At 29.6% G+C, this 21,734-nt stretch carries 20 protein-coding genes; 12 read left to right on the top strand and 8 right to left on the bottom strand.

The genetic code is table 11. The features are described 5' to 3' along the window. The first annotated feature begins 105 nt into the window (after window positions 1–105). From ACJDTP_RS17755 to ACJDTP_RS17745, 3 genes are all read left to right on the top strand, one after another. A complete protein-coding gene (locus ACJDTP_RS17755; RefSeq protein WP_406761993.1) occupies window positions 106–1,167 on the top strand; it encodes a galactose ABC transporter substrate-binding protein in 1,062 nt (353 codons plus the stop codon). A 56-nt stretch (window positions 1,168–1,223) separates the two neighbouring features. Next, complete coding sequence (locus ACJDTP_RS17750) at window positions 1,224–2,267, top strand: galactose ABC transporter substrate-binding protein (RefSeq protein ID WP_406761992.1); 1,044 nt, start codon at window positions 1,224–1,226, stop codon at window positions 2,265–2,267. A 108-nt stretch (window positions 2,268–2,375) separates the two neighbouring features. Then, complete coding sequence (locus ACJDTP_RS17745; RefSeq protein ID WP_078114473.1) at window positions 2,376–2,948, top strand: beta-class carbonic anhydrase; 573 nt, start codon at window positions 2,376–2,378, stop codon at window positions 2,946–2,948. A gap of 23 nt (window positions 2,949–2,971) precedes the next feature. On the opposite strand, the gene ACJDTP_RS17740 is transcribed toward ACJDTP_RS17745, so the two are convergent. From ACJDTP_RS17740 to ACJDTP_RS17705, 8 genes are all read right to left on the bottom strand, one after another. After that, entirely contained in the window at window positions 2,972–3,181 is a 210-nt protein-coding gene (locus tag ACJDTP_RS17740; RefSeq protein ID WP_078114474.1) for a hypothetical protein, read from the bottom strand. A 563-nt stretch (window positions 3,182–3,744) separates the two neighbouring features. Further along, window positions 3,745–4,491: a TIGR03915 family putative DNA repair protein gene (locus tag ACJDTP_RS17735; RefSeq protein WP_406761991.1), complete on the bottom strand. Its 747-nt coding sequence runs from the start codon at window positions 4,489–4,491 to the stop codon at window positions 3,745–3,747. 2 nt (window positions 4,492–4,493) lie between these two features. Then, window positions 4,494–5,918: a putative DNA modification/repair radical SAM protein gene (locus ACJDTP_RS17730; protein WP_406761990.1), complete on the bottom strand. Its 1,425-nt coding sequence runs from the start codon at window positions 5,916–5,918 to the stop codon at window positions 4,494–4,496. Window positions 5,919–6,433: 515 nt separating this feature from the next. Beyond that, entirely contained in the window at window positions 6,434–7,447 is a 1,014-nt protein-coding gene (locus ACJDTP_RS17725; RefSeq protein WP_406761989.1) for a LacI family DNA-binding transcriptional regulator, read from the bottom strand. A 12-nt stretch (window positions 7,448–7,459) separates the two neighbouring features. Beyond that, window positions 7,460–8,959, bottom strand: a complete 1,500-nt coding sequence (gene galT, locus ACJDTP_RS17720) for a UDP-glucose--hexose-1-phosphate uridylyltransferase (RefSeq protein WP_406761988.1) — start codon at window positions 8,957–8,959, stop codon at window positions 7,460–7,462. A 183-nt stretch (window positions 8,960–9,142) separates the two neighbouring features. Next, complete coding sequence (galE, locus tag ACJDTP_RS17715; protein ID WP_406761987.1) at window positions 9,143–10,135, bottom strand: UDP-glucose 4-epimerase GalE; 993 nt, start codon at window positions 10,133–10,135, stop codon at window positions 9,143–9,145. A gap of 107 nt (window positions 10,136–10,242) precedes the next feature. Further along, window positions 10,243–11,412, bottom strand: a complete 1,170-nt coding sequence (locus ACJDTP_RS17710; RefSeq protein WP_012060575.1) for a galactokinase — start codon at window positions 11,410–11,412, stop codon at window positions 10,243–10,245. Between the two features lie 297 nt (window positions 11,413–11,709). After that, window positions 11,710–12,153 carry an RNA-binding protein gene (locus ACJDTP_RS17705; protein ID WP_077842123.1) on the bottom strand — a complete coding sequence of 148 codons (444 nt, stop codon included), beginning with the start codon at window positions 12,151–12,153 and terminating at the stop codon, window positions 11,710–11,712. Window positions 12,154–12,514: 361 nt separating this feature from the next. Here ACJDTP_RS17705 and ACJDTP_RS17700 point away from each other — a divergent pair, with 361 nt between their 5' ends. From ACJDTP_RS17700 to ACJDTP_RS17660, 9 genes are all read left to right on the top strand, one after another. Then, complete coding sequence (locus tag ACJDTP_RS17700) at window positions 12,515–13,342, top strand: hypothetical protein (protein ID WP_077842122.1); 828 nt, start codon at window positions 12,515–12,517, stop codon at window positions 13,340–13,342. 249 nt (window positions 13,343–13,591) lie between these two features. Continuing rightward, window positions 13,592–14,155 carry an HDIG domain-containing metalloprotein gene (locus ACJDTP_RS17695; RefSeq protein WP_173709045.1) on the top strand — a complete coding sequence of 188 codons (564 nt, stop codon included), beginning with the start codon at window positions 13,592–13,594 and terminating at the stop codon, window positions 14,153–14,155. A 393-nt stretch (window positions 14,156–14,548) separates the two neighbouring features. Further along, window positions 14,549–15,151: an HAD family hydrolase gene (locus ACJDTP_RS17690; RefSeq protein ID WP_406761986.1), complete on the top strand. Its 603-nt coding sequence runs from the start codon at window positions 14,549–14,551 to the stop codon at window positions 15,149–15,151. A gap of 200 nt (window positions 15,152–15,351) precedes the next feature. After that, window positions 15,352–15,696 carry a DUF3892 domain-containing protein gene (locus ACJDTP_RS17685; protein WP_406761985.1) on the top strand — a complete coding sequence of 115 codons (345 nt, stop codon included), beginning with the start codon at window positions 15,352–15,354 and terminating at the stop codon, window positions 15,694–15,696. A gap of 222 nt (window positions 15,697–15,918) precedes the next feature. Further along, window positions 15,919–16,611, top strand: coding sequence for a hypothetical protein (locus ACJDTP_RS17680; RefSeq protein ID WP_065419008.1), 693 nt, complete (start codon window positions 15,919–15,921; stop codon window positions 16,609–16,611). A gap of 288 nt (window positions 16,612–16,899) precedes the next feature. Then, on the top strand, window positions 16,900–17,718 hold the full coding sequence (gene speD / locus ACJDTP_RS17675; RefSeq protein WP_170816507.1) for an adenosylmethionine decarboxylase: 819 nt from the start codon (window positions 16,900–16,902) through the stop codon (window positions 17,716–17,718). 18 nt (window positions 17,719–17,736) lie between these two features. Next, window positions 17,737–19,194, top strand: coding sequence for an aminotransferase class I/II-fold pyridoxal phosphate-dependent enzyme (locus ACJDTP_RS17670; RefSeq protein WP_406761984.1), 1,458 nt, complete (start codon window positions 17,737–17,739; stop codon window positions 19,192–19,194). Beyond that, the gene (gene speE, locus ACJDTP_RS17665; protein ID WP_406761983.1) at window positions 19,195–20,049 is read left to right on the top strand and encodes a polyamine aminopropyltransferase; all 855 of its coding nucleotides are present in this window, start codon (window positions 19,195–19,197) and stop codon (window positions 20,047–20,049) included. It begins immediately after the preceding gene. A 143-nt stretch (window positions 20,050–20,192) separates the two neighbouring features. Beyond that, window positions 20,193–21,395, top strand: coding sequence for a saccharopine dehydrogenase family protein (locus ACJDTP_RS17660; RefSeq protein WP_077838883.1), 1,203 nt, complete (start codon window positions 20,193–20,195; stop codon window positions 21,393–21,395). Window positions 21,396–21,734: the final 339 nt, after the last annotated feature.

The raw sequence follows: 21,734 nt of genomic DNA, 5'->3' as shown, positions 1-21,734 counted from the left end.
GTCTTCACAAAGTCCTATGAAAATAGGTCTATCTTCATAGGAACCTTAAGTATCGAGATGCTAGGAAGAGTAGGGAGCTATTTGATAAATAAACGGAGGATAAAAATGAGAAATTCTAAAAAGATATCGGTATTGTGCACTATTATAATTATGATAATAAATTTATTTCTAAATTCTAGTAAAGTAGCTGCTAATTCTAGGTTAACAGCTACTGAAGGAAGGCCAGTAAGAGCAAGCATATTATTACGTACTTTAGAGGATCCATACACCGCATTACTTAAGCAAAGCTTTGAAGAAATTCAGAAAAATAATCCGGGGAATATTGAATTTACTTTTTATGACTGTAAGAATGATCAATCATTACAAAACAGAAATGTTAATTCAATACTTAATGCAGGAAATGCAGACATTATATTACTGAATCTAGTAGATCCAACAGGAGTGAGTACAATTGTAGATAGAGTTAAAGAAAAAAATATACCATTAGGTTTATTCAATATAGAACCACTAAATATGGAACCTGTAAAATCCTATGGCAAAGCTTATTTTGTTGGAACAAATCCGGCAGAAGCAGGAATACTGCAAGGCGAACTTCTTACTAACCTATGGAATAAAGATAAAAACATTATTGATAAAAATGGAGATAATATAATGCAATATGTTATGCTTATGGGACCGCGTAATAACTTGGAGGCAATTGGAAGAACTAAGTATTCTGTTTTATCAATCGATGATGCAGGAATTAAAACAGAAGAAATTGCTTTGAGAGTTTGTAATTGGGAAGAAAACTTAGCTAAAGATGCTATGGATGCATTATTCTTATCAAATGCAAATAAAATTGAAGTTATAATTTCTAATAATGATGCTATGGCAATAGGTGCAATTGAGGCATTGCAAAAGTATGGATATAATAGAGGCGATAAAAATAGGACAATACCAATTGTGGGCGTAGATGGGATACCGAAAGCAATACAGCTCATTAATCAAGGAATTATGACTGGATCTGTTCCTCAAGATGCAGCTAGCATGGCAGAAGCGACTTATCTCATAGGAATGAATTTAGTTAATGGTAGACCTCCACTTGATGGAACTTCGTATAAGTTTGATGATACAGGAGTTTCAGTACGTATTCCTTACAAAGGATATATAAGTAATGATAATATCTAAGGTTATTTAAGTTGATTAAATAACTTGTAGTAAACAGTATGGAGGACTAATAAAAGATGTATAAAAAAATAATTACAACAATTGTTATCATGATTACAGCAGCTACACTAATGAGCATTAATCAAAGTGATATTATGGTGAGTTCAAGAATTGCTGAAGCGAAACCTATTAAGGTAGCTGTACTATTATATAGATTTGACGATGCTTACATTTCTTTAGTTCGTGAAAATCTAGAAAAGATACAAAAAGAAAACGAAGGAAACATTGAATTTATTTTTTATGATGGGAAGAATGATCAATCTATACAGGATAAAGATATTAATAATTTAATTGAAAAGCAAGATGTTGATCTTTTGCTGGTAAATCTAGTCCAAACAACGAGTACACAGTCAGTTATTAATAAAGTAAAGGGAATTAATATTCCAGTAATTCTATTTAATAGGGAACCAGTTGCGATAGATTCTGTAAGATCTTATAATAAAGCTTGCTATATAGGAACAGAGGCGGAGGAAGCTGGACTATTACAAGGAAAAGTTATTATAAATGCATGGAATAAAAATAAAACAGCAATGGATAAAAATAAAGATGATATACTTCAATATGTCATGTTAATGGGAGAGCAAAATAATTTAGAAGCAATTAAAAGAACAGAATACTCCATATTAAAAATTAATAATTCAGGGATAAAGACTCAAGAAGTCGCATTAAGGGTTTGTGATTGGAATGAGGAAGAAGCTAAGAATGTCACTAAAACATTGTTTTTACAGTATGGAAATAAAATTGAAGCTATAATTGCAAATAATGATTCCATGGCTATAGGCGCAATTAAAGCACTGCAAGAGTATGGTTATAATAAGGGGGGGAAGACTCCTAATATATCAGTTGTAGGAGTTGATGCAATCCCAGAAGCACAGGAATTAATTAAACAAGGAGTAATGACAGGGTCTGTTCTACAGGATCCTTATGAATTGGCCAAAGCCCTTTACAGTGTTGGAATTAACCTTGTTTCTAATAAAAACCCGCTTTATGATACTGATTATAAATTTGATCAGACAGGAGTTTCAATTCGTTTGCCTTATCATGAATATATGGGTAAGTAAGAATTAAAAGGTGTATAAAATAACTTTACAATTAAACCAACTTAACTTAATATTAAGTTAATAAAAAAAACGTATTATATTATTAAATTTACGAGGAGTGGGGCTAAAATGAGTAAATTAGAAGAAATAATAAAGTATAATGAAAGTTTTGTGGGGAACAAAGATTATCAGGAATATGTGACAACTAAGATACCTAAGAAAAAGATGGCGATATTATCATGTATGGATACAAGACTAACAGAATTGTTGCCTAAAGCCATGAATATCAAAAATGGTGATGCAAAAATAATAAAAGATGCAGGAGCAACAGTTATGCACCCATTTGGTGGCGTAATGAGAAGCATATTAGTTGCAGTATATGAATTCGGAGCAGAAGATGTTTTTGTAATAGGACATCATGGCTGTGGAATGAGTAATCTAAATACAAAAAAACTTGTTGATAAGATGTTAGATAGGGGAATTAAAGAAGAAACTATTTCAACTTTAAATAACGCAGGAGTTAACGTTGAGAGATGGCTTCATGGTTTTGAATCTGTTGAGGAATCAATAAAAGAAAGTGTTAAAATGATAAAAGATCATCCTCTTTTACCTAATGACGTAAGGGTACACGGTCTCATTATGAGTCCTGAAACTGGAGAACTAGAAATCATAGTAAATGGAGATATTAAAGACGCAAACTAAAGGTATGGCGAAACGCTAGATATCTAGAGTGAACTTAAAGTTATATATGTAAATACCGAAAGGAAGGTCATGCATTTATTCCAGGTTGCTAGAGTATTTAACTGCGAATTTCCAATAGAAGAAGTTGCATCATTTCTGCATGATCCCGAGGCAAGCTCGTGACAAGCAATAAATGAAACAACTTCTGCTAAGGAAATATCTACAGTTAAATACTCAATGCAACACTTCCACAAAAGCATGACCTTCCTTTCTGGTATACTGCAATATATAAAATATTGTTTAACTTTACACTTGGTATCTATGTTAGAAATAACCGAAGGTATATGTGAAATACTTAAAGTGATAGTAAAACAAAGAAGTAGAATACATATATGTGAAGCCAGGAATTGAAAAATCAGCTGTTGGTATGCCTTTCTTGGGAGTTATTACATTTTGCTTGTCCAAATAAATTTGGACAAGCATAAATGGGCGCAACTTACCATTTAGATGTAACAGCGAAGTTTTTCTAGTCCTGTGAAATTTATATGTATTATATTTCGGATGTCTATAGTTTTCATTTCAAATTTACTTCTAATGAAAAGAAAGGGAATATATGCTTTTGTGCAACGTTCATTAGAAGATTTCGCTGGATGTGAATCTTAGAGTAGAAGTTGTTCCAAATGTGCTTGTTCAAAGCTGTGCTTTGAGGCTAGCACTTTGGGCACAACTTGTGCTCTTAGAAATCACCCAGCGAAATCTTCAAAGAACTGAAACAAACGCATATATTCCCTTTCGAGGGTTCAGCAGTAAACCTAAATTATATTTTTGTTTCTAGTATGTGCTTCCAATATCGTTTAGGCATCATTCTACACTGAAGTTTAAGATTTTTTCGTTCCTCTATGGTAGTAGACTTAAAATATGTTTTCCAAAGATTTGTATATTCATCATTATGAAATTTTAGTTTTTCATAAGTTTCCATATCCATATCTATTATTTCGTAAAAATTTGTATTATATATTAAAGCCTTTTGTCTAGAAATATCGTGTATAATAAAATATTCCCTAGGAAATCTATTTTTAAAATGATCTCCAATAAGCTCTAAAATATCATTATCTGGTTCAATAGAAGAGTATAAAAGTTTCTCCTCAATCTGATTAAATCTAATAAACCCTTCAAATCTATGACATTCATTTAAAACTTTTTTTGTAATATTATCTACAAGCCTTATTACATCTAGATTTAAAAAATCATGAACATCTGGTCCGAGTTTAAAGGCTATCTTTAAATAATTAAATATTATTATTCCTTTGTCCTCATAATTACTTAAAAATGCAAAGTATATTTTTTTTAATGAGAGGAAATTAATTTTATTTATAATGGCATTTTTTACTTTTTTGAACTTATTAATATCAGTAGAAATTTCAACTATATTCCCTAGTAGAAGGGGAGTATTTGTTTGGCTTTTTCCATATATAGATGTTGGAGGTGATCCATTTGAGTAGAAAGCATCATATATGGAAGTTAATAGGCCTTCAAAAGTATCATCATATAAATATATTTTCATAATCAAAACTCTCCAGTTAAAGAAGTAATTTTATCACCTAATGTTAATATATTTGATTTAGGAATTATATTATTTAAAGAATTTTCAATTTTTATAGGTGATATATGTGATAAAGAAATATTATCCTTAGGTAATATAATTCCAGAAGGAAGCTTTACGTCATTAAATGAAATATTATCAAAAAATGATATTTGATTAGGATTTACGCTGCCACTTTTAGAAATATCTTGTTCTAGAAGTTTATTTTTTATTTTAATAGTATCAAAAAGAACATCTCCATGATATTTTCCGTTACAGGTAATAAAATATTTAGCTCTTTTAAGTACAACCCTTAGATTTCTCAAGTCATCAAAGGTCAGATTATGAACTCTTCTTATTTTTAAAATTTTCTTAGCAGAAGTAACTCCTATACCAGGTATTCGTAATAATTTTTCATAAGAAACTTTGTTAATTTCAATAGGAAATTCATTCAAATTGGATAATGCCCAATGTGTTTTTGGGTCAAAATCTAAATCAAAGTTATCATCATCATTCTTCAAGAGTTCATTAGCTTTAAATCCATAATATCTAAGAAGCCAATCGGCTTGATAAAGTCTATGTTCTCTAAGCATTGGTGGATGCGTAATGTCAGGAAGCAGGTTATTGTCCTTAATTACAGGGACATAAGCAGAGTAGTACACTCTCTTTAGACTATATTTATTGTAAAGAGCTTCAGAGAGTTTTAGGATTTTTCCATCACTTTCAGGAGTTGCGCCAACGATTAATTGAGTACTTTGACCACCTGGTACAAACAATGGTGTACTTTTTATGCTTTTTTTCATTTCACTATAATTAATTATTGAATTTTTTATAGTTTTCATAGGTTGTAAAATTTTTTCTTTACTCTTTTGAGGTGCTAAAAGTTTAAGACTATTGCTAGAAGGAAGTTCTATATTAACACTCATTCTATCAACAAATTTTCCAGCTTCCTCAATTAAAGCATTATCAGCGCCAGGTATAGCTTTTAGATGAATATAACCATTGAACTTATTTTCTATACGCAGTTTTTTCACAGTTTTAAGTAGAAGTTCCATAGTATAATTAGGATTATAAATAACAGCGGAACTTAAAAAGAGGCCCTCTATATAATTACGCCTGTAAAAATTAATAGCAAGACTGCATATTTCATCAGGAGTAAAGCTTACTCTTAAAAAATCTCTAGATGATCCATTAATGCAATATTTACAATCAAAGATACAATCATTTGAAAATAATATTTTAAGGAGAGAAATGCAACGTCCATCCGGAGTAAAGCTGTGACAAATACCAGCTTCTGAAGCATTGCCTATTCCATTTTTAGCATTCTGTCTCTTTGAGCCAGAAGAGGAACAAGAGACATCATATTTTGCGGCATTAGATAATATTTTTAATTTTTCCATTAAATCCATTTTGATTACACTTCCTTATAAAATGAAACTTTAAAATTAAAATATATGCTCTGACAAAACTTGAATGGTGTATTGGAATTTAGTTTTTGTATTTTTGCATTAACTAAGCACGTAGGGAATAGAATTTTAAAGTTAAATTAATTATCATAAAATATACACGCTCTAAAAAATTTAATTCATAGAAGTTTATTTTAAAATATAAGATAATAAAAAAATAGGTAATTCTATAATGATTGAATCATATTATTTAGAACATATACAAATAGAAAAAGAACATATATTCGTTAAAAATATTATATACGAATATATGTTCTGTGGCAATGAATTCATTTTAAAGTTTTGATAAAAAAACTAAAATGAAAAGTTAAATTCCGTATGTAAGAGTAAATTCTATGTAAATAGAATTCAGTTATAAACTTATTTATGATTAAATTAAAAAAATAATGCTTTGGTATATGTTACATTAAAAATAATCAGTAACTATAACAAATGCATTATTTATTTTAATAAATATATTAAATAGAGGTTACAGTATCGCGCTCAATTAAAGTATTCATAAGAATAATTCTCTTGCTGCAAGAATTATCACATTCTATTTTTTCTAATAGCAGTGTTGCTGCATTTGAGCCAAGAAGAAACATGTTTTGATCTATAGTAGTTAACTTAGGTTCTACAAATTTACTCAAATCTATATTATCGAATCCTATAATAGATAATTTATTTGGTACATCTATATTTAGTTTTTTGCAAGCGTTAAGTACACCAACAGCCATAAGGTCATTGCACGCAAGAACTGCAGTTGCAGTAGATGCTTCAAGGATATTTAGGAAGATATTAACAGTGTTATCAACAGTTTCACTACTATTTCCATTTCCTATGTTGATAATATTTTGTGGATTAAAATTATTTATGTCTTCCATTATTTCTGTATAAACTTTTTCCTTTATGTCATAAGAATAACTATCTTTTCCTCTAACAAATAGTATGTCTTTATGATTTTTTTCTAATAAATAATTTAAAGCCATACTTGCGCCCATAGCCTCATCATTTACAACAGATGAAATATTTGTGGACACTGAATGTCCATTAACAAAAACAATGGGAGTTTGTTTCGAAATATTATGAAAAAATTTAGATTTAATATTTTCTGTATTTGGGTCAATAACTATTATTCCAGATACATTCCTAGATAATAAATTGTTAACGCATAATTTTTCTTCTTCACTATCATTATTACTACATGCTAGAACTAAAGACAAATTATTTGCTTTTAAGCTGCTTTCAATCCCGTTTATAACTTCTGGGAAAAACATATTATTGATACTAGGAACAACAACACCTATAGTAGCTGACTTCTGCTTAGTAAGCTCACGTGCTTGCATATTAGGAATATATTTAAGTTCTTCTATTACTTCAAGTACTCTTTTTCTTGTTTCTTCTTTCACTGGATAATTACCATTCATTACCCTTGAAACAGTCGCAACAGATACATTAGCTTTTTTAGCTACATCTACTATGGTTAATTTCATAATTATTCCACCTTATAATATATTTATAAATTTATCAAAGGCAGCAAATCCTTTTTCATTTCTTTTAAATACTCCAGAGTGAAATAATACTTCTAAGAATTTAAATCCAACTTCTTCTTTTAGAATAGAATCAACGTTTTCTTGAGATATATTAGAGTATTTTTCTAGAAGATATTTATACCAATCAGAATGTTTTGCCACCATTTCATCATCTAAAATGTTGTCTTTTCTATTAATTAAGTATTCCTTTAAAACATTTAATTCTTCTTTTAATCTTGCAGGAAGAACTGCAAGTCCCATGACTTCTATAAGTCCTATATTTTCTTTTTTAATATGATGAACTTCACTATGAGGATGGAAAATACCAAGAGGGTGCTCAGTACTTGTTCTATTATTCCTTAAGACTAAATCTAGCTCATATTTATTATTCCTTTTTCTTGCAATAGGAGTAATAGTATTATGCGGTTCATCCATTGTATGACTTAATATGTTTACAGATTCATCTGAGTAGCTTCTCCATGAAGTTAAAATATGGTCAGCTAAATCTAATAATTTATCTTTATCATTACTTGAAAGCCTAACAACAGACATAGGCCATTTGACTCTACCTATTTCAACATCTTCATGATTTTTAACGGAGTAGTTTTTTTCTATTGGAGCTTTCTCCATAGCAAATGTGTAGTGACCACCTTGATAATGATCATGAGATAGTATTGATCCTCCAACTATAGGCAAGTCAGCGTTAGATCCAGCAAAGTAATGAGGTAGTATATCAGTAAAAATCAATAAATTACTAAAAGTATCCTTATTAATTTTCATAGGTATATGTTCGCTATTTAGAATTATACAATGCTCATTATAATAAGTATAAGGGGAATACTGCAAGAAATATTTTTGTTTATCAAAATCCAAAGGTATAATTCTGTGAGTCTGTCTGGCAGGATGATTTATATGGCCATAAAATCCTTCATTTTCTTTACATAATAAACATTTAGGATATGAACTAGATTTAACTAATTTAGCTTTTGCTATATCCCTAGGATCTTTTTCTGGCTTTGATAAATTAATTGTTATATCTAAGTCTCCATATTCCGTTGGTGCTTTCCATATTATGTTCTTATCAATTCTATCTTTTCGAATATAGTTAGAAGAAATGCTTAAATCATAATAGTACTCAGTAGCTTTAGTTGGAGAGATATTATATAAATTATTAAAGTTATTTATAACCTCAGAAGGTCTTGGCATTACGCAGTTCATAATTAAAGTATCAAATAAGTCTCTTTCAGTTACTGTATTTTCTATTAAATTATTATCACATGCGTAATCTAAGATATTTTCTAAGATAGGAGTTGGAGTTTCTAAAGTTTCATCAACTTCACAAACTTCAAATTCATTTAAGCTTAATACTCCAAGAATCATATTGGTAGAGTAAATTATATCATCATTATTTATAAGATTTTTTTTCAATGCAAAGTTTATAAGTCTACTTATTTCATGATTTATATTTATCATGCTAAAACCTCCTCAATTTTAACAAAAGGTATTAATCTAAGACATATCTAAAAAATAAGTCCATGTTATTTTATTTCATAGACTTATTTTTTTCTATGTCTAGGTGGCGGAAACTTGAACCATATAAGTTTTTGGGTTAGCTCTAGTTTCCCAAGATAAATTTTAAAATTCTATATGATTTTACTATTTGTCATCATATCCGTTAGGATTATTTTTATGCCATGTCCAAGCTGTTTTGATTATAGCTTTTACATCAGTGTACTTAGGAGTCCAGCCTAGAATCTTTTGAGCTTTTTCATTAGAAGCTATTAATCTTGCAGGATCACCAGCACGTCTTTCGCCGACAACAACTTTAATTTCTTCACTAGTTGCTTCTTTAGCTGAATCAATCATTTCTTTAACGCTAAAGCCAATTCCATTACCTAGATTGAAGATGTTACTTTCATTTCCGTTTTGTAAATACTCAACAGCTTTTATATGCGCGTCTGCTAAGTCTAGTACATGAATATAATCTCTTATACAAGTACCATCAGGAGTATCATAATCTTCTCCAAAAACAGTTATAGCTTCTCTTTTTCCAAGTGGAACTTGAAGTATTAGAGGTATTAAGTGACTTTCAGGAGAGTGATCCTCACCGATGCTTCCATCTTCCAGTGCACCAGCTGCATTAAAGTATCTTAAAGAAACGTAATTTATTCCGTTAGCTTTGCTAACCCATTTCATCATTTTTTCCATAGTCAGCTTTGTTTCACCATAGGTATTAGTTGGATTTGTTTCATCATCTTCAGAGATAGGAATTTTCTTTGGTTCTCCATATACTGCTGCAGTTGAAGAAAAAACTATATTCTTAATATCATGTTTTACCATACTTTCAAGTAATATTTGCATACCATATACATTATTATTGAAATATAGTAGAGGTTTTACCATACTTTCGCCAACTAAAGAATTAGCAGCGAAATGTATAATAGCATCGATTTTATTTGCAGAAAAAACTTTATCTAAAAACTCAGAATCTCTTATATCACCTTTATAAAATTTTGCTTTTGGATTTACAGCTTTCATATGACCTGATTGTAAGTTATCAACTATTATTACGTCTTTATTTTGTTTTATAAGTTCATGAACTGTATGAGAGCCGATATATCCAGCACCACCACAAACTAATATTGACATATTAACATCTCCCTTATTTTTATTGATTTGGTTTAAAGACTTATACTTTAAATTTAAACTAAATCTTTCTTATAATCAACTTAATAAAATCTTAAGTAGTAAATCTTTTATCCAATTTTTCTTGTTCCATCTGAAATGCTAACTACATAGAAGCTAGGTTCATAGCCAATTTTGCTTGTATATTCGGCTTTAACTTTTTCTACAAATGAATCTATGCAGTCTTCTTTAACAATATTAACTGTGCAGCCTCCAAAACCAGCGCCTGTCATACGAGCTCCAATTACACCTTCACTTTTCCAAGCAAGAGAAACTAAAGTATCTAATTCTATTCCAGTAACTTCATAATCATCTCTTAGAGAAATGTGAGAATCATTCATAAGTTTTCCGAATAGAGTTAAATCATTTTCTTCTAGAGCTTTTACAGCCTTTAATGTTCTTCTATTTTCATATACTGCATGTTTTGCTCTTTTTGCTTTAATAGGATCTGAAATACAAGATTTAACTTCTTCAAATTCTTCTTCTGTAAGCTCACCTAAAGCATTAATATTCTTAACTTTTTGTATTTCAGCTAAGGCAGTTTCACATTCACTTCGTCTTTCATTGTACTTAGAGTCAGCTAGACCACGCTTTTTATTTGTATTGGCAATTACTATCTTGTAGCCATCCATAGCAATAGTACTGTATGAATATTTCAAGGTATTACAATCTAAAAGAATCGCACAATTTTCCTTTCCCATGCCAATAGCAAATTGATCCATTATTCCACAATTTACACCGATAAATTTATTTTCAGCTTCTTGACACATTTTTACTATATCAACCATGTTGATATTTAAATTGAACAAATCATTTAATATAGTTCCCATCAAAACTTCTATTGAAGCAGAAGAGGACAATCCAGAACCATTTGGAATATTTCCATAGAAAAGTATTTCAAATCCGTTAGGAATATTATAACCATGATTTTCAAAAGTTTTAATTACACCTTTAGGATAATTGGCCCAATCGTGTTGTTTTTCATATATCATATTCTCTAAACTAAATTCTAAAATTCCTAATTCTTTAAAGTTTAAAGAGTTAACTAATACATTTTTATCTTCTCTTTGTCTAACTAAAGCATAAGTTCCAATAGTAAGAGCGCAAGGAAAGACATTACCTCCATTGTAATCAGTATGTTCTCCAATTAAATTAACTCTTCCAGGTGAAAAGAAAACACTTTCAGCATCTTTTGCAAATAATTTTGTGAAATCACTTTTTAATACATTAATATTCTCCATATTTAATACCTCCCTTTTAATTTAATAGTAAGCGATTACTATTAAAAAGTAAAGAGGTAATTAAGAAAATTTAGAATTTTTTAGATATATACAAAATCTGTGGATATACTCCATAGATGAAGGCTTAATAGGACAAGATGGAGAAGCGTAATCTTTCATGAGAAAGATTACAAATAATAATTATTTCTGAAGTGATTATTTGAAAATATATAAATCTAGAATATTTTTATAGAAAAGGCTTACTATTATAAAATTTAATAGGTAGCCTAAATTTTAAGCTACCTATTAGAATGTCCACTATTTTTTTGAATGGGAATGTCTATTTGAATTATTGTTCATATTATTCATCATGTTATTCATATTATTCATAGGCATATTGCCTTGATTTCCCATTAGCATACTTAATAGGGAATTAATATCGTTCATATTTCCCATATTATTCATATTTGGACCATTGCTATTCATATTATTTGCATTATTCATGTTAGGGTTGTTATTTGGATTATTAAATGGAGAACCGTTAGATCCGCCCATATTTCCCATCAACATGTTCATTAATGGATTTCCATTCATAGGGTTCATGCCGCCACCCATGCCACCCATAAGCATGTTTAATAAAGGATTACCACCCATTTGATTTGGACCGCTGCCACCATTTTGGTTAGGCATCATGGGATTTCTAAATCCGCCACCCATTCCATTAAAAAGGGAACTGAGTATCATACTTAATAAAGGATTCATTTTACCACCTTTTTGTTAATTGCTTTATTATAGTTTATTACAGAGGCATATAAAAGGATACTAAAATTTAATCTATAATAAAATATATATGTTGCAATTCACAATGCACATTTCGCAATTCACAATTGCAACTAAAATTATTGCAATATTTTTAGAATTATTATGAAGAATTATTTTTGAAATATATATATTAATGAAAGAAAATATTTTATGTTTAGAATACAGAATAAAAGAGGAAAAAATGAATAAAATAAACACAAGAACGAGGGCTGAGAATTGTAATCTTAGTTCTTTTTTATGTTTGTTGATGAAATAATAAAGACAACTAGAGAATATAAGCTAAGGAACTTAGGAGAATTTTATGAGAATAGGAGAACTAGAGATAGCAATAATAGATATAATTACATTTACTGGAATATTGATAACTCTTTTAACAGGAGTACTTAATTTATTTCAAAATAAGAAAACTCTTTACATAAATAATATTACAAGATTTAGAGTCATATGGATAACTACATTAAGAGCGCATATTGCAAGCTTGAAAGAGCTAAGCAATATAACTAACTTATATATCAGAACTAAAGATGGAAGTAATAAGGTTGAATATAGAAGAGAGTTAGATAAAATAGTATCGTTGATTAAAATGCATTTGAATTTTACAGGAAAACTAGATATTGAGCTAATATCAAAAGTAGAAGAATTAAAAGCTACACTTAATAGTTATTTATTAATATATTATTGTAAAAATGCAATAAAATCTGCAGAAAGAAATGAAGATATAACAACAAAATTTTATGAAGCTATAGATGTGATAAGTGAAAAAAAAATATTAAAGGAATTTTTGGCTATGGCAAATAGTTATAAGAATGTTGAGCATAAAAATAATACACATTTATTAAATTTACTAGAGCTTAAAAATGAAGTCAAATCTGTATACAGAGATGATTTGCAATTAATAAATAATATAGTTGAAAAAAGCGATTATATAGTAAGTAATTATGAAAATGAAATTGAAAGCCTAAATAGAGATATAGATGAGCTTGTGCAAATATGTTTAAAAGCTGAGTGGATTAGATGTAAAGTAGAAACTAGAATATGGCCGTATAATAAATATAATGAAGAAAGAGTAATTACTAAGCTAAAGGATGAATATAAAAATATTAGCCATAAAATGCAGACTTACAAATAGGAAGTCTGCATTTATAAAGTTGAATAATAAATTTACATTTAAAAATGCTAGTAAGAAGGATTCTTACATTTGGGTTAGAATTTAGAAATTTAAGTATAATATATATAATTTTATAACTTAAGTCCTAATAATATTGATTATAAATTTTCATAGTGATATTATGTTTATTAACATGGATATAATTTCATATATAGAAATAAATGTTAATAAAAATAATTTTATATACATATGTTAAGGGGGCTATATAATATGGAAGAAAAAATTGATAGACAAAAGGCATGGGATGCACTTTGTAAGTATAACAAAAGTGATGCACTCAGAAAACATGGACTAGCAGTAGAAGGGGCAATGAGACACTTTGCTAAACTCTATAATGAAGATGAGGATATATGGGGAATAATTGGATTACTTCATGATATAGATTATGAGATGTATCCAGATGAGCATTGTGCTAAATCTCAAGAAATAATGAGAGAAGAAGGATTTACGGAGAGTTATATACGAGCGGTTGCATCTCATGGATATGGAATAGTAAATGAAATAAAGCCTGAAAGTAATGCTGAGAAGGTACTTTATACAATAGATGAACTTACAGGACTTATAGGGGCGGCTGCATTAATGAGACCATCTAAAAGCGTAATGGATTTAGAAGTTAAGTCTGTTAAGAAAAAATTTAAGGCAAAAGGGTTTGCGGCAGGTGTAGATAGAAATGTAATATTAAATGGTTGCAAGATGATAGATATGGAATTAGACAAGGTTATAGAAAATACAATTTTAGGAATGAGAAATGTAGCAGAAGATATTGGCCTTTAGTATGGAATATTAATAGTTAAATTTATCATACAAATATAAAATTATATAGATATCCAAAACAAAACTTAGACTTATGCAATAACTTACCGAAATCATAAATATTTTGATTCCGAAAAGCTATGAAAACATCGCTGAAGGTTCTAAGCAGCAGGTTATACCCACTTTAGCATGCTCCAACTTTCAGTTTGACAAGCTAAAATGGAACAACCTACAGCTAAGAACCTTTAACAGCTCATTTTCAAATGTTTTCTACACAAATATATTTATGATTTCTAGTGAAGATATGAATTTAAATTTTTAGCAACCTTGTAAATATGTCCATCTAATAAGTCCAATTCTTGAATTGTATATCTATAGTTAATAAAATACATTATTAAAATTAGGAGAATTTTTATGATTAAAAATATAATATTTGATCTTGGAAATGTTATTTTAGATTTTCAGCCAAAGATATATGTAAAATCAAAAATTGATGAAGAAAAAGTAGAAGAAATATATAAATGTATATTTCAGAGTGATGAATGGCCGATGCTTGATAGAGGAACAATTTGTGAAGAAGATGCTAAAAGAAATATAATTAATAGAAACACTGAAAGTGAAGAGTTAATTAATAAAGTCTTTGAAAATTGGTACGATATACTGATTCCAATAGAAAGCAGTGTGAATACATTAAAAAAACTAAAGCAAAAAGGTTATAAAATTTATTATCTATCTAATTTTCATCTAGCAGCTTTTGAATATATAAATAATAAATACGACTTATTTAAATTATTTGAAGGAGGAGTGGTTTCTTATAAAGAGAAATTACTTAAACCTGAAAAAGAAATTTATGAGAAGATACTATATAGATATAACTTAGAACCAGGTGAAACTTTATTTATAGATGATATGGAGCAAAATATCGAAGCTGCTATTAAGCTTGGATTAAAAGGAATAGTTTTAAAGGAACCAAGGAAACTGGAAGATGAATTACAAAAATTTGATATCAATATTTAAATAGTAAATAATAGAATGCATTAAAGTATTTTTATTGGACAATATAACACTAAAGGTTTTTAGAATAGGCATATAAAAGAAAATATACTAAAATACTGACTTGCTATATTTTAATTATTCAGCAAGTGTATTTTAAAAAATTAAAAAACAGGGTTTAGAAATATACCCATATGCTTATATAGAAAATAGGAGGTGTTTGTATGGAGGATAAATATAATGTATCTTCAATGGGATTAACATATGACTTTATTCATAATGCTGCTGTAGCAAATACTGACATAAAGTTAAGTGATAATGAAGATTCACAGTCAAATGTGGAAAAAAGCTCTATAAAGGCTATAATAAAGCATTCGGGTGAGATAACAGGATATGAACTTTCAAATGGAGAGAGAATAACTAAAGAAAGAGGCGTGGAACTAGCTAAAGAGGGGGCTATATCTGGAGTATCTGTCTCGACATCAAGAAAAGGTGAGGAATATTTAAGGAGCTTAAGAGATGATGATGAGTCAAACAATTTAAGCGTCTTGCCAGTAGTAGAAGAATAAAATGCTTTTTAAAATAAAATTTGCTTATAAACTCTATGAAATATTTTACTATTAAAATAAAGAAAGAATATTTTTAACTAGAAAACTCATATCATTGAATTCAATGATATGAGTTTTTTCTTAAAAGTGTTAAAATAGTAAAAGAAGCATAATAATGAATAGATATGTGCTTAGAGGAAAAAAATAATAATTATAAGTTGATTAATGTAAGGAGATGTATTCATGAGTGATTTAAGTGACTTAAAGGAAATGACAAAAGCTAAGGCAGCAAAAGAAATGCAAGAATTGAAAGATAAGATATTAGAAAGATTGAGCTCGATTAAAAGAGATGGGATAGATGAATTAATAAAATATCTTTTAGAAAGAACCGATTATTTTACAGCCCCAGCATCTACTAAGTTTCATTCAAACTTTGATGGAGGATTAGCACTTCACTCTGATAATGTTGTTGAATTATTAATTCAAAAAAACAAGCAATATAAGCTAGGTTTGAGTCATGATACAATGTATTTAACAGGATATCTGCATGATTTGTGTAAGTGTAATTTTTATGAGAAAACTATGAGATTAAAAAAAGATGAGATGACAGGAAAGTGGATAGGATATGCAGCCTATGAATTTGACGATAAAATTCCTTTAGGGCATGGAGAGAAAAGTGTAATTTTACTTCAACAATTTGTCAAGTTATCATTAGAAGAATGTTTAATGATAAGATGGCATATGGGTGCTTATGTTCCAAAGGATGAATATAGAGACTACAATAAGGCAATAGAAATGCATAAGTCAGTTTTGGCATTTAGTAATGCAGATGCAGAGGCTTCACATTTCTTGGAAGAAGTAAGAGAACCAGAAGTTTATTCAATAGAAGAATATAATCAATATGTAAAAGAAAGAGCTTTAAGAAAAAATAGTTAATTATTACTTTATTTATATACATGAGAAATAAGAAGGATTTTAAACCAAAATAAAGCATAAGGGACTTTAAATAAATTTATCAAGTATATTAAAGAAATATTGTCATAAATAGTAGCAATTTTAAAGATAATATAGTAAAATGTCAATGTTGTATAATAAAGATGTTTCAAGGTAAACTAGAAGTTGAGTATTTGAAGGTTATAAACATTAGAATATGTATGATTTTAGTGAATAAGTTTTTGAAACAAATTCTAATGCAACTATAATTTAATTTGGGTCAGAAAGGTTGTGATGTTAGGGTTGGAAAACAAGCTGAAGTTATACGGCTTTAACAACCTCACCAAAACACTTAGCTTTAACATCTATGATGTATGCTATGCAAAAAGTGAGCGCGAGCAAAAGGACTATATTGCTTATATTGATGAGCAATACAATTCAGAAAGACTTACAAGAATTCTGTGTGATGTAACGGAAAGTATCGGTGCGCATGTACTTAATATTTCGAAGCAAGATTATGATCCTCAGGGAGCAAGTGTGACTATTTTAGTATCAGAGCAAACGCTAGCAGTCAAAGAAATAGATGCATCTTGTAATAAAGGTGAAATTGACATTTTAAAAACTAGAGATACAGTAGTAGGGCATTTAGATAAAAGCCATGTTACTGTGCATACTTATCCAGAATATCATCCAGATAATTCAATTGCTACTTTTCGTGTTGATATTGATGTAGCCACTTGTGGAGAAGTTTCTCCGCTAAATGCACTAAACTATCTTATAGGAAGTTTTGATTCAGACATCATAACGATAGATTATCGTGTCAGAGGTTTTACCCGAGATGTTGATGGCAAAAAATTATTTATAGATCATAAAATAACATCAATACAAGATTATATTGATGAAAATACCTTGAAAAAGTATGATGCAATGGATATAAATGTATATCAATCAAATATATTTCACACTAAAATGCTAATTAAAGAAATTGAACTTCAAAATTACCTTTTTAATAGAGATGTTTATGAAATCAAGCCAAAGCAAAGACTTGAAATTGAAAACAACTTAAGAAGAGAGATGATTGAGATTTTTAGTGGAACTAATATATATTAACGGGGAGGGATGTATACGATGAAAAACAAAGAATCCCACTCAAGAGCACCAATCTATGAGGCATTAATAGAATATAAGAAAGCTAGAGTGGTTCCATTTGATGTACCGGGTCATAAGCAGGGCCGAGGAAATGATATGCTTAGAGAATTCTTGGGAGAGCAATGTCTTTCAGTAGATGTAAATTCAATGAAACCACTCGATAATCTTATTCACCCGGTATCGGTTATAAGAGAAGCTGAGGAACTTGCGGCTGATGCATTTGGTTCTAAACACGCATTTTTAATGGTTAATGGAACAAGTTCTGCAGTTCAGGCTATGGTTATGAGTGTATGTAAAAAAGGTGAAAAGATTATAATGCCTCGTAATGTGCATAGAAGTGCTATAAATGCTTTAATAATTAGCGGAGCAATTCCGGTTTATATAAATCCAGGAACCAATAAACAACTTGGAATACCACTTGGGATGTCAGTTGAAGATGTAAAAAAAGCAATTAAAGAAAACCCAGACGCAAAAGCGATATTTGTAAATAATCCTACTTATTATGGGATTTGTTCAAATTTAAAAGAAATTACGAAACTTGCCCATGAAAATGGAATGTACGTGTTAGTAGATGAAGCTCATGGAACACATTTTTATTTTGGTGATGATATGCCTTTGTCAGCAGTTGATGCAGGGGCAGATATGGCAGCAGTCAGTATGCATAAGACTGGAGGATCTTTAACTCAAAGTTCTTTTCTACTCTTAAATTGCGATTTAGCAATAGGATATGTTCGTCAAATAATTAATTTGACTCAGACAACAAGTGGTTCATATCTTTTAATGTCATCACTTGATTTGGCAAGAAGAGATCTTGTATTACATGGAAAAGAAATTTTTGATAAAGTAAAGAAAATCTCTGAATATGCTAGAGGGGAAATAAATAAAATAGGCGGGTATTATGCTTTTTCAAAGGAATTAATTGATAATGATGCTGTTTATGACTTTGACATAACGAAGTTATCTGTATTCACTAGAGAAATAGGTCTCGCCGGAATAGAAGTATATGATCTATTAAGAGATGAGTATGGTATACAAATTGAATTGGGAGATATCGCAAATATTTTAGCTATTATTTCTGTTGGAGATCGTAGTCTTGCAATTGAAAGATTAATCTCTTCATTATCTGAAATTAAGAGATTGCATTCAAAAGACAAAATTGGAATGTTTGATCATGAGTATATAGATCCTGAAGTTGTACTAACTCCTCAGGAAGCATTTTATTCTCAAAAAACTTCAGTGCCGCTAAATGAAAGCAATGAGAAAATATGTGCTGAATTTGTAATGTGTTATCCACCAGGAATACCAATTCTTGCTCCAGGAGAAAAAATAACAAAAGAAATATTAGACTACATAAATTATGCAAAAGAAAAAGGCTGCTTTTTAACTGGAACAGAAGACACTAAAATTGAGAATATTAATATTGTGGAGGACAAGTAAATGGAATTATGGTATACAGAACAACACACAGAAAATGTAAGATTTTCAATTAAAGTTGAAAAAGAAATACATACTGAAAAAACTGAATTCCAAAGAATAGATGTACTTGAAGCTAAGGAATTCGGAAGGTTTTTTACATTAGATGGATTAATGATGGTAACTGAAAAAGATGAATTTATTTACCATGATATGATAGTTCATGTACCAATGGCAACCAATCCAAATATTAAGAATGTTTTAGTTATAGGCGCTGGTGACGGTGGAACAATAAGAGAACTTACAAGATACAGTACAGTTGAAAAGATAGATATGGTTGAAATTGATAAAAGAGTTGTTGATATTTGCAGAGAATACTTTCCGGTAACATCATGTAAGCTTGATGATAAAAGGGTTAATGTATTCTATGAAGATGGTTTGAAATTTATAAGAGATAAAGAGAATGAATATGATTTAATCATAGTTGATTCAACAGATCCGTTTGGACCAGGAGAAGGATTATTTACTAAGGAGTTTTATGGAAATTGCTATAAAGCGTTAAAAGAAGATGGAATTTTAGTTAATCAACATGAAAGTCCATACTATGATAATGATGCAGCTGCAATGAAAGAAGCTCATGAAAAAATAACGAAATTTTTTCCAATCATTAGGGTCTATCAAGCACATATTCCAACATATCCATCAGGACATTGGTTATTTGGATTTGCTTCAAAAAAGTATCACCCTATAAAGGATTTTGATGCAAAAGCTTGGAATAAGTTAGGGATAAAAACAAAATATTATAATACAGATCTTCATGTGGGGTGCTTTGCACTTCCAACTTACGTTAGAGATATGTTAAATGGACTTACTGATTAGAAAAATTATCAGATAGGACAATTAAATTTTTTGTTCATGACTTGAAAATAATGAAAAAATAATAAGTCAATATTCTAAATTCAGCTGGAGCATAAAGCTCCATCTGAAAAGTTTCATTTTATAAAGAAATTGGAGGAATTGGAATGGGAAAAGCTTTAATTATTGGCGCTGGTGGTGTTGCTAGCGTTGCTATTCATAAATGTTGTCAAAATTCAGAGGTGTTCGAGGAAATTTGTATTGCTAGTAGAACTTTATCAAAGTGTGATGCAATAAAAGCTTCATTAGAAGGAAAAACTAAGACAAAAATACAAACAGCAAAGGTAGATGCTGATAATGTACCAGAATTAGTAGCACTTATTAATAAATTTAAACCAGAAGTTGTTATAAATCTTGCACTTCCTTATCAAGACTTAACAATTATGGATGCTTGTTTAGAAACAAAAGTTCATTATGTAGATACAGCTAACTATGAACCACTTGATACAGCAAAATTTGAATACAAGTGGCAATGGGCATATAGAGAAAAATTTGAAAAGGCAGGTTTAACTGCATTACTTGGAAGTGGATTTGATCCAGGGGTTACTGGTGTGTTTAGTGCTTATGCTCAAAAGCATTATTTTGATGAAATAAATTATATAGATATATTAGATGCTAATGCTGGTGATCATGGTTATCCATTTGCAACTAACTTTAACCCAGAAATCAATATTCGTGAAATTACAGCTCCAGGAAGCTATTGGGAAGAAGGAAAATGGATAGAAACAGAACCTCTTGAAATAAAGAGAGTTTATGATTTCCCAGAAATCGGACCAAAAGATATGTATTTATTACATCATGAAGAATTAGAATCTTTAGGTATAAATATTAAAGGAATTAAGAGAATAAGATTCTGGATGACATTCTCACAAAAGTATATAACACATTTAAATGTACTTGAGAATGTTGGTATGACTTCAATTGAACCAATTGAATTTGAAGGAAAGCAAATAGTACCATTACAATTCCTTAAAGCAGTATTACCAGATCCTGCATCATTAGGTCCAAGAACAAAAGGAAAGACTAATATAGGTTGTATCTTCCAAGGTAAAAAAGATGGAAAAGATAAAACATATTATGTTTACAATGTTTGTGATCATGAAGAATGTTATAAAGAAGTTGGATCTCAAGCAATTTCATATACAACTGGGGTTCCAGCTATGATAGGTGCAAGCTTAATCTTAAGAGGATTATGGAAGAAACCAGGAGTATATAACGTAGAAGAATTTGATCCAGATCCATTTATGGAAGAGTTAAATAAATGGGGATTACCATGGAAAGAAAGCTTCGATCCAACTTTAGTTGAATAAATTTCAGACTTCTTAACTATGTGACAACTAACCGAACTGGTAGGTACTCTGTTGTTTCGGTTGCTATAGAATATAGATGCTGATTTCTAACAGTAAAAGTGGCACAAAAATGCTAGCCTCAAAGATAAACTTTGAACTAGCATTTTTGAACAACTTTTACTGAAGAAATCTATGCATCTATATTCTAAATGCAACACTGCACAAAAGAGTACCTACCAGTTCTAATATTATTTATATTTCAATATATAAACTTAGTTCGTAATTTTATCCGTTTAACTAATTTGCTTGACCAATTAAATTTGAACCATTAAAGGGTTGTTATATTGGGGAAAAGTATAA

Source organism: Candidatus Clostridium helianthi, assembly GCF_045310795.1.
Lineage (GTDB): Bacteria > Bacillota > Clostridia > Clostridiales > Clostridiaceae > Clostridium > Clostridium helianthi.
The sequence above is the reverse complement of the archived record's forward strand: the minus strand, read 5'-3'. Positions and strand labels throughout refer to the sequence as shown.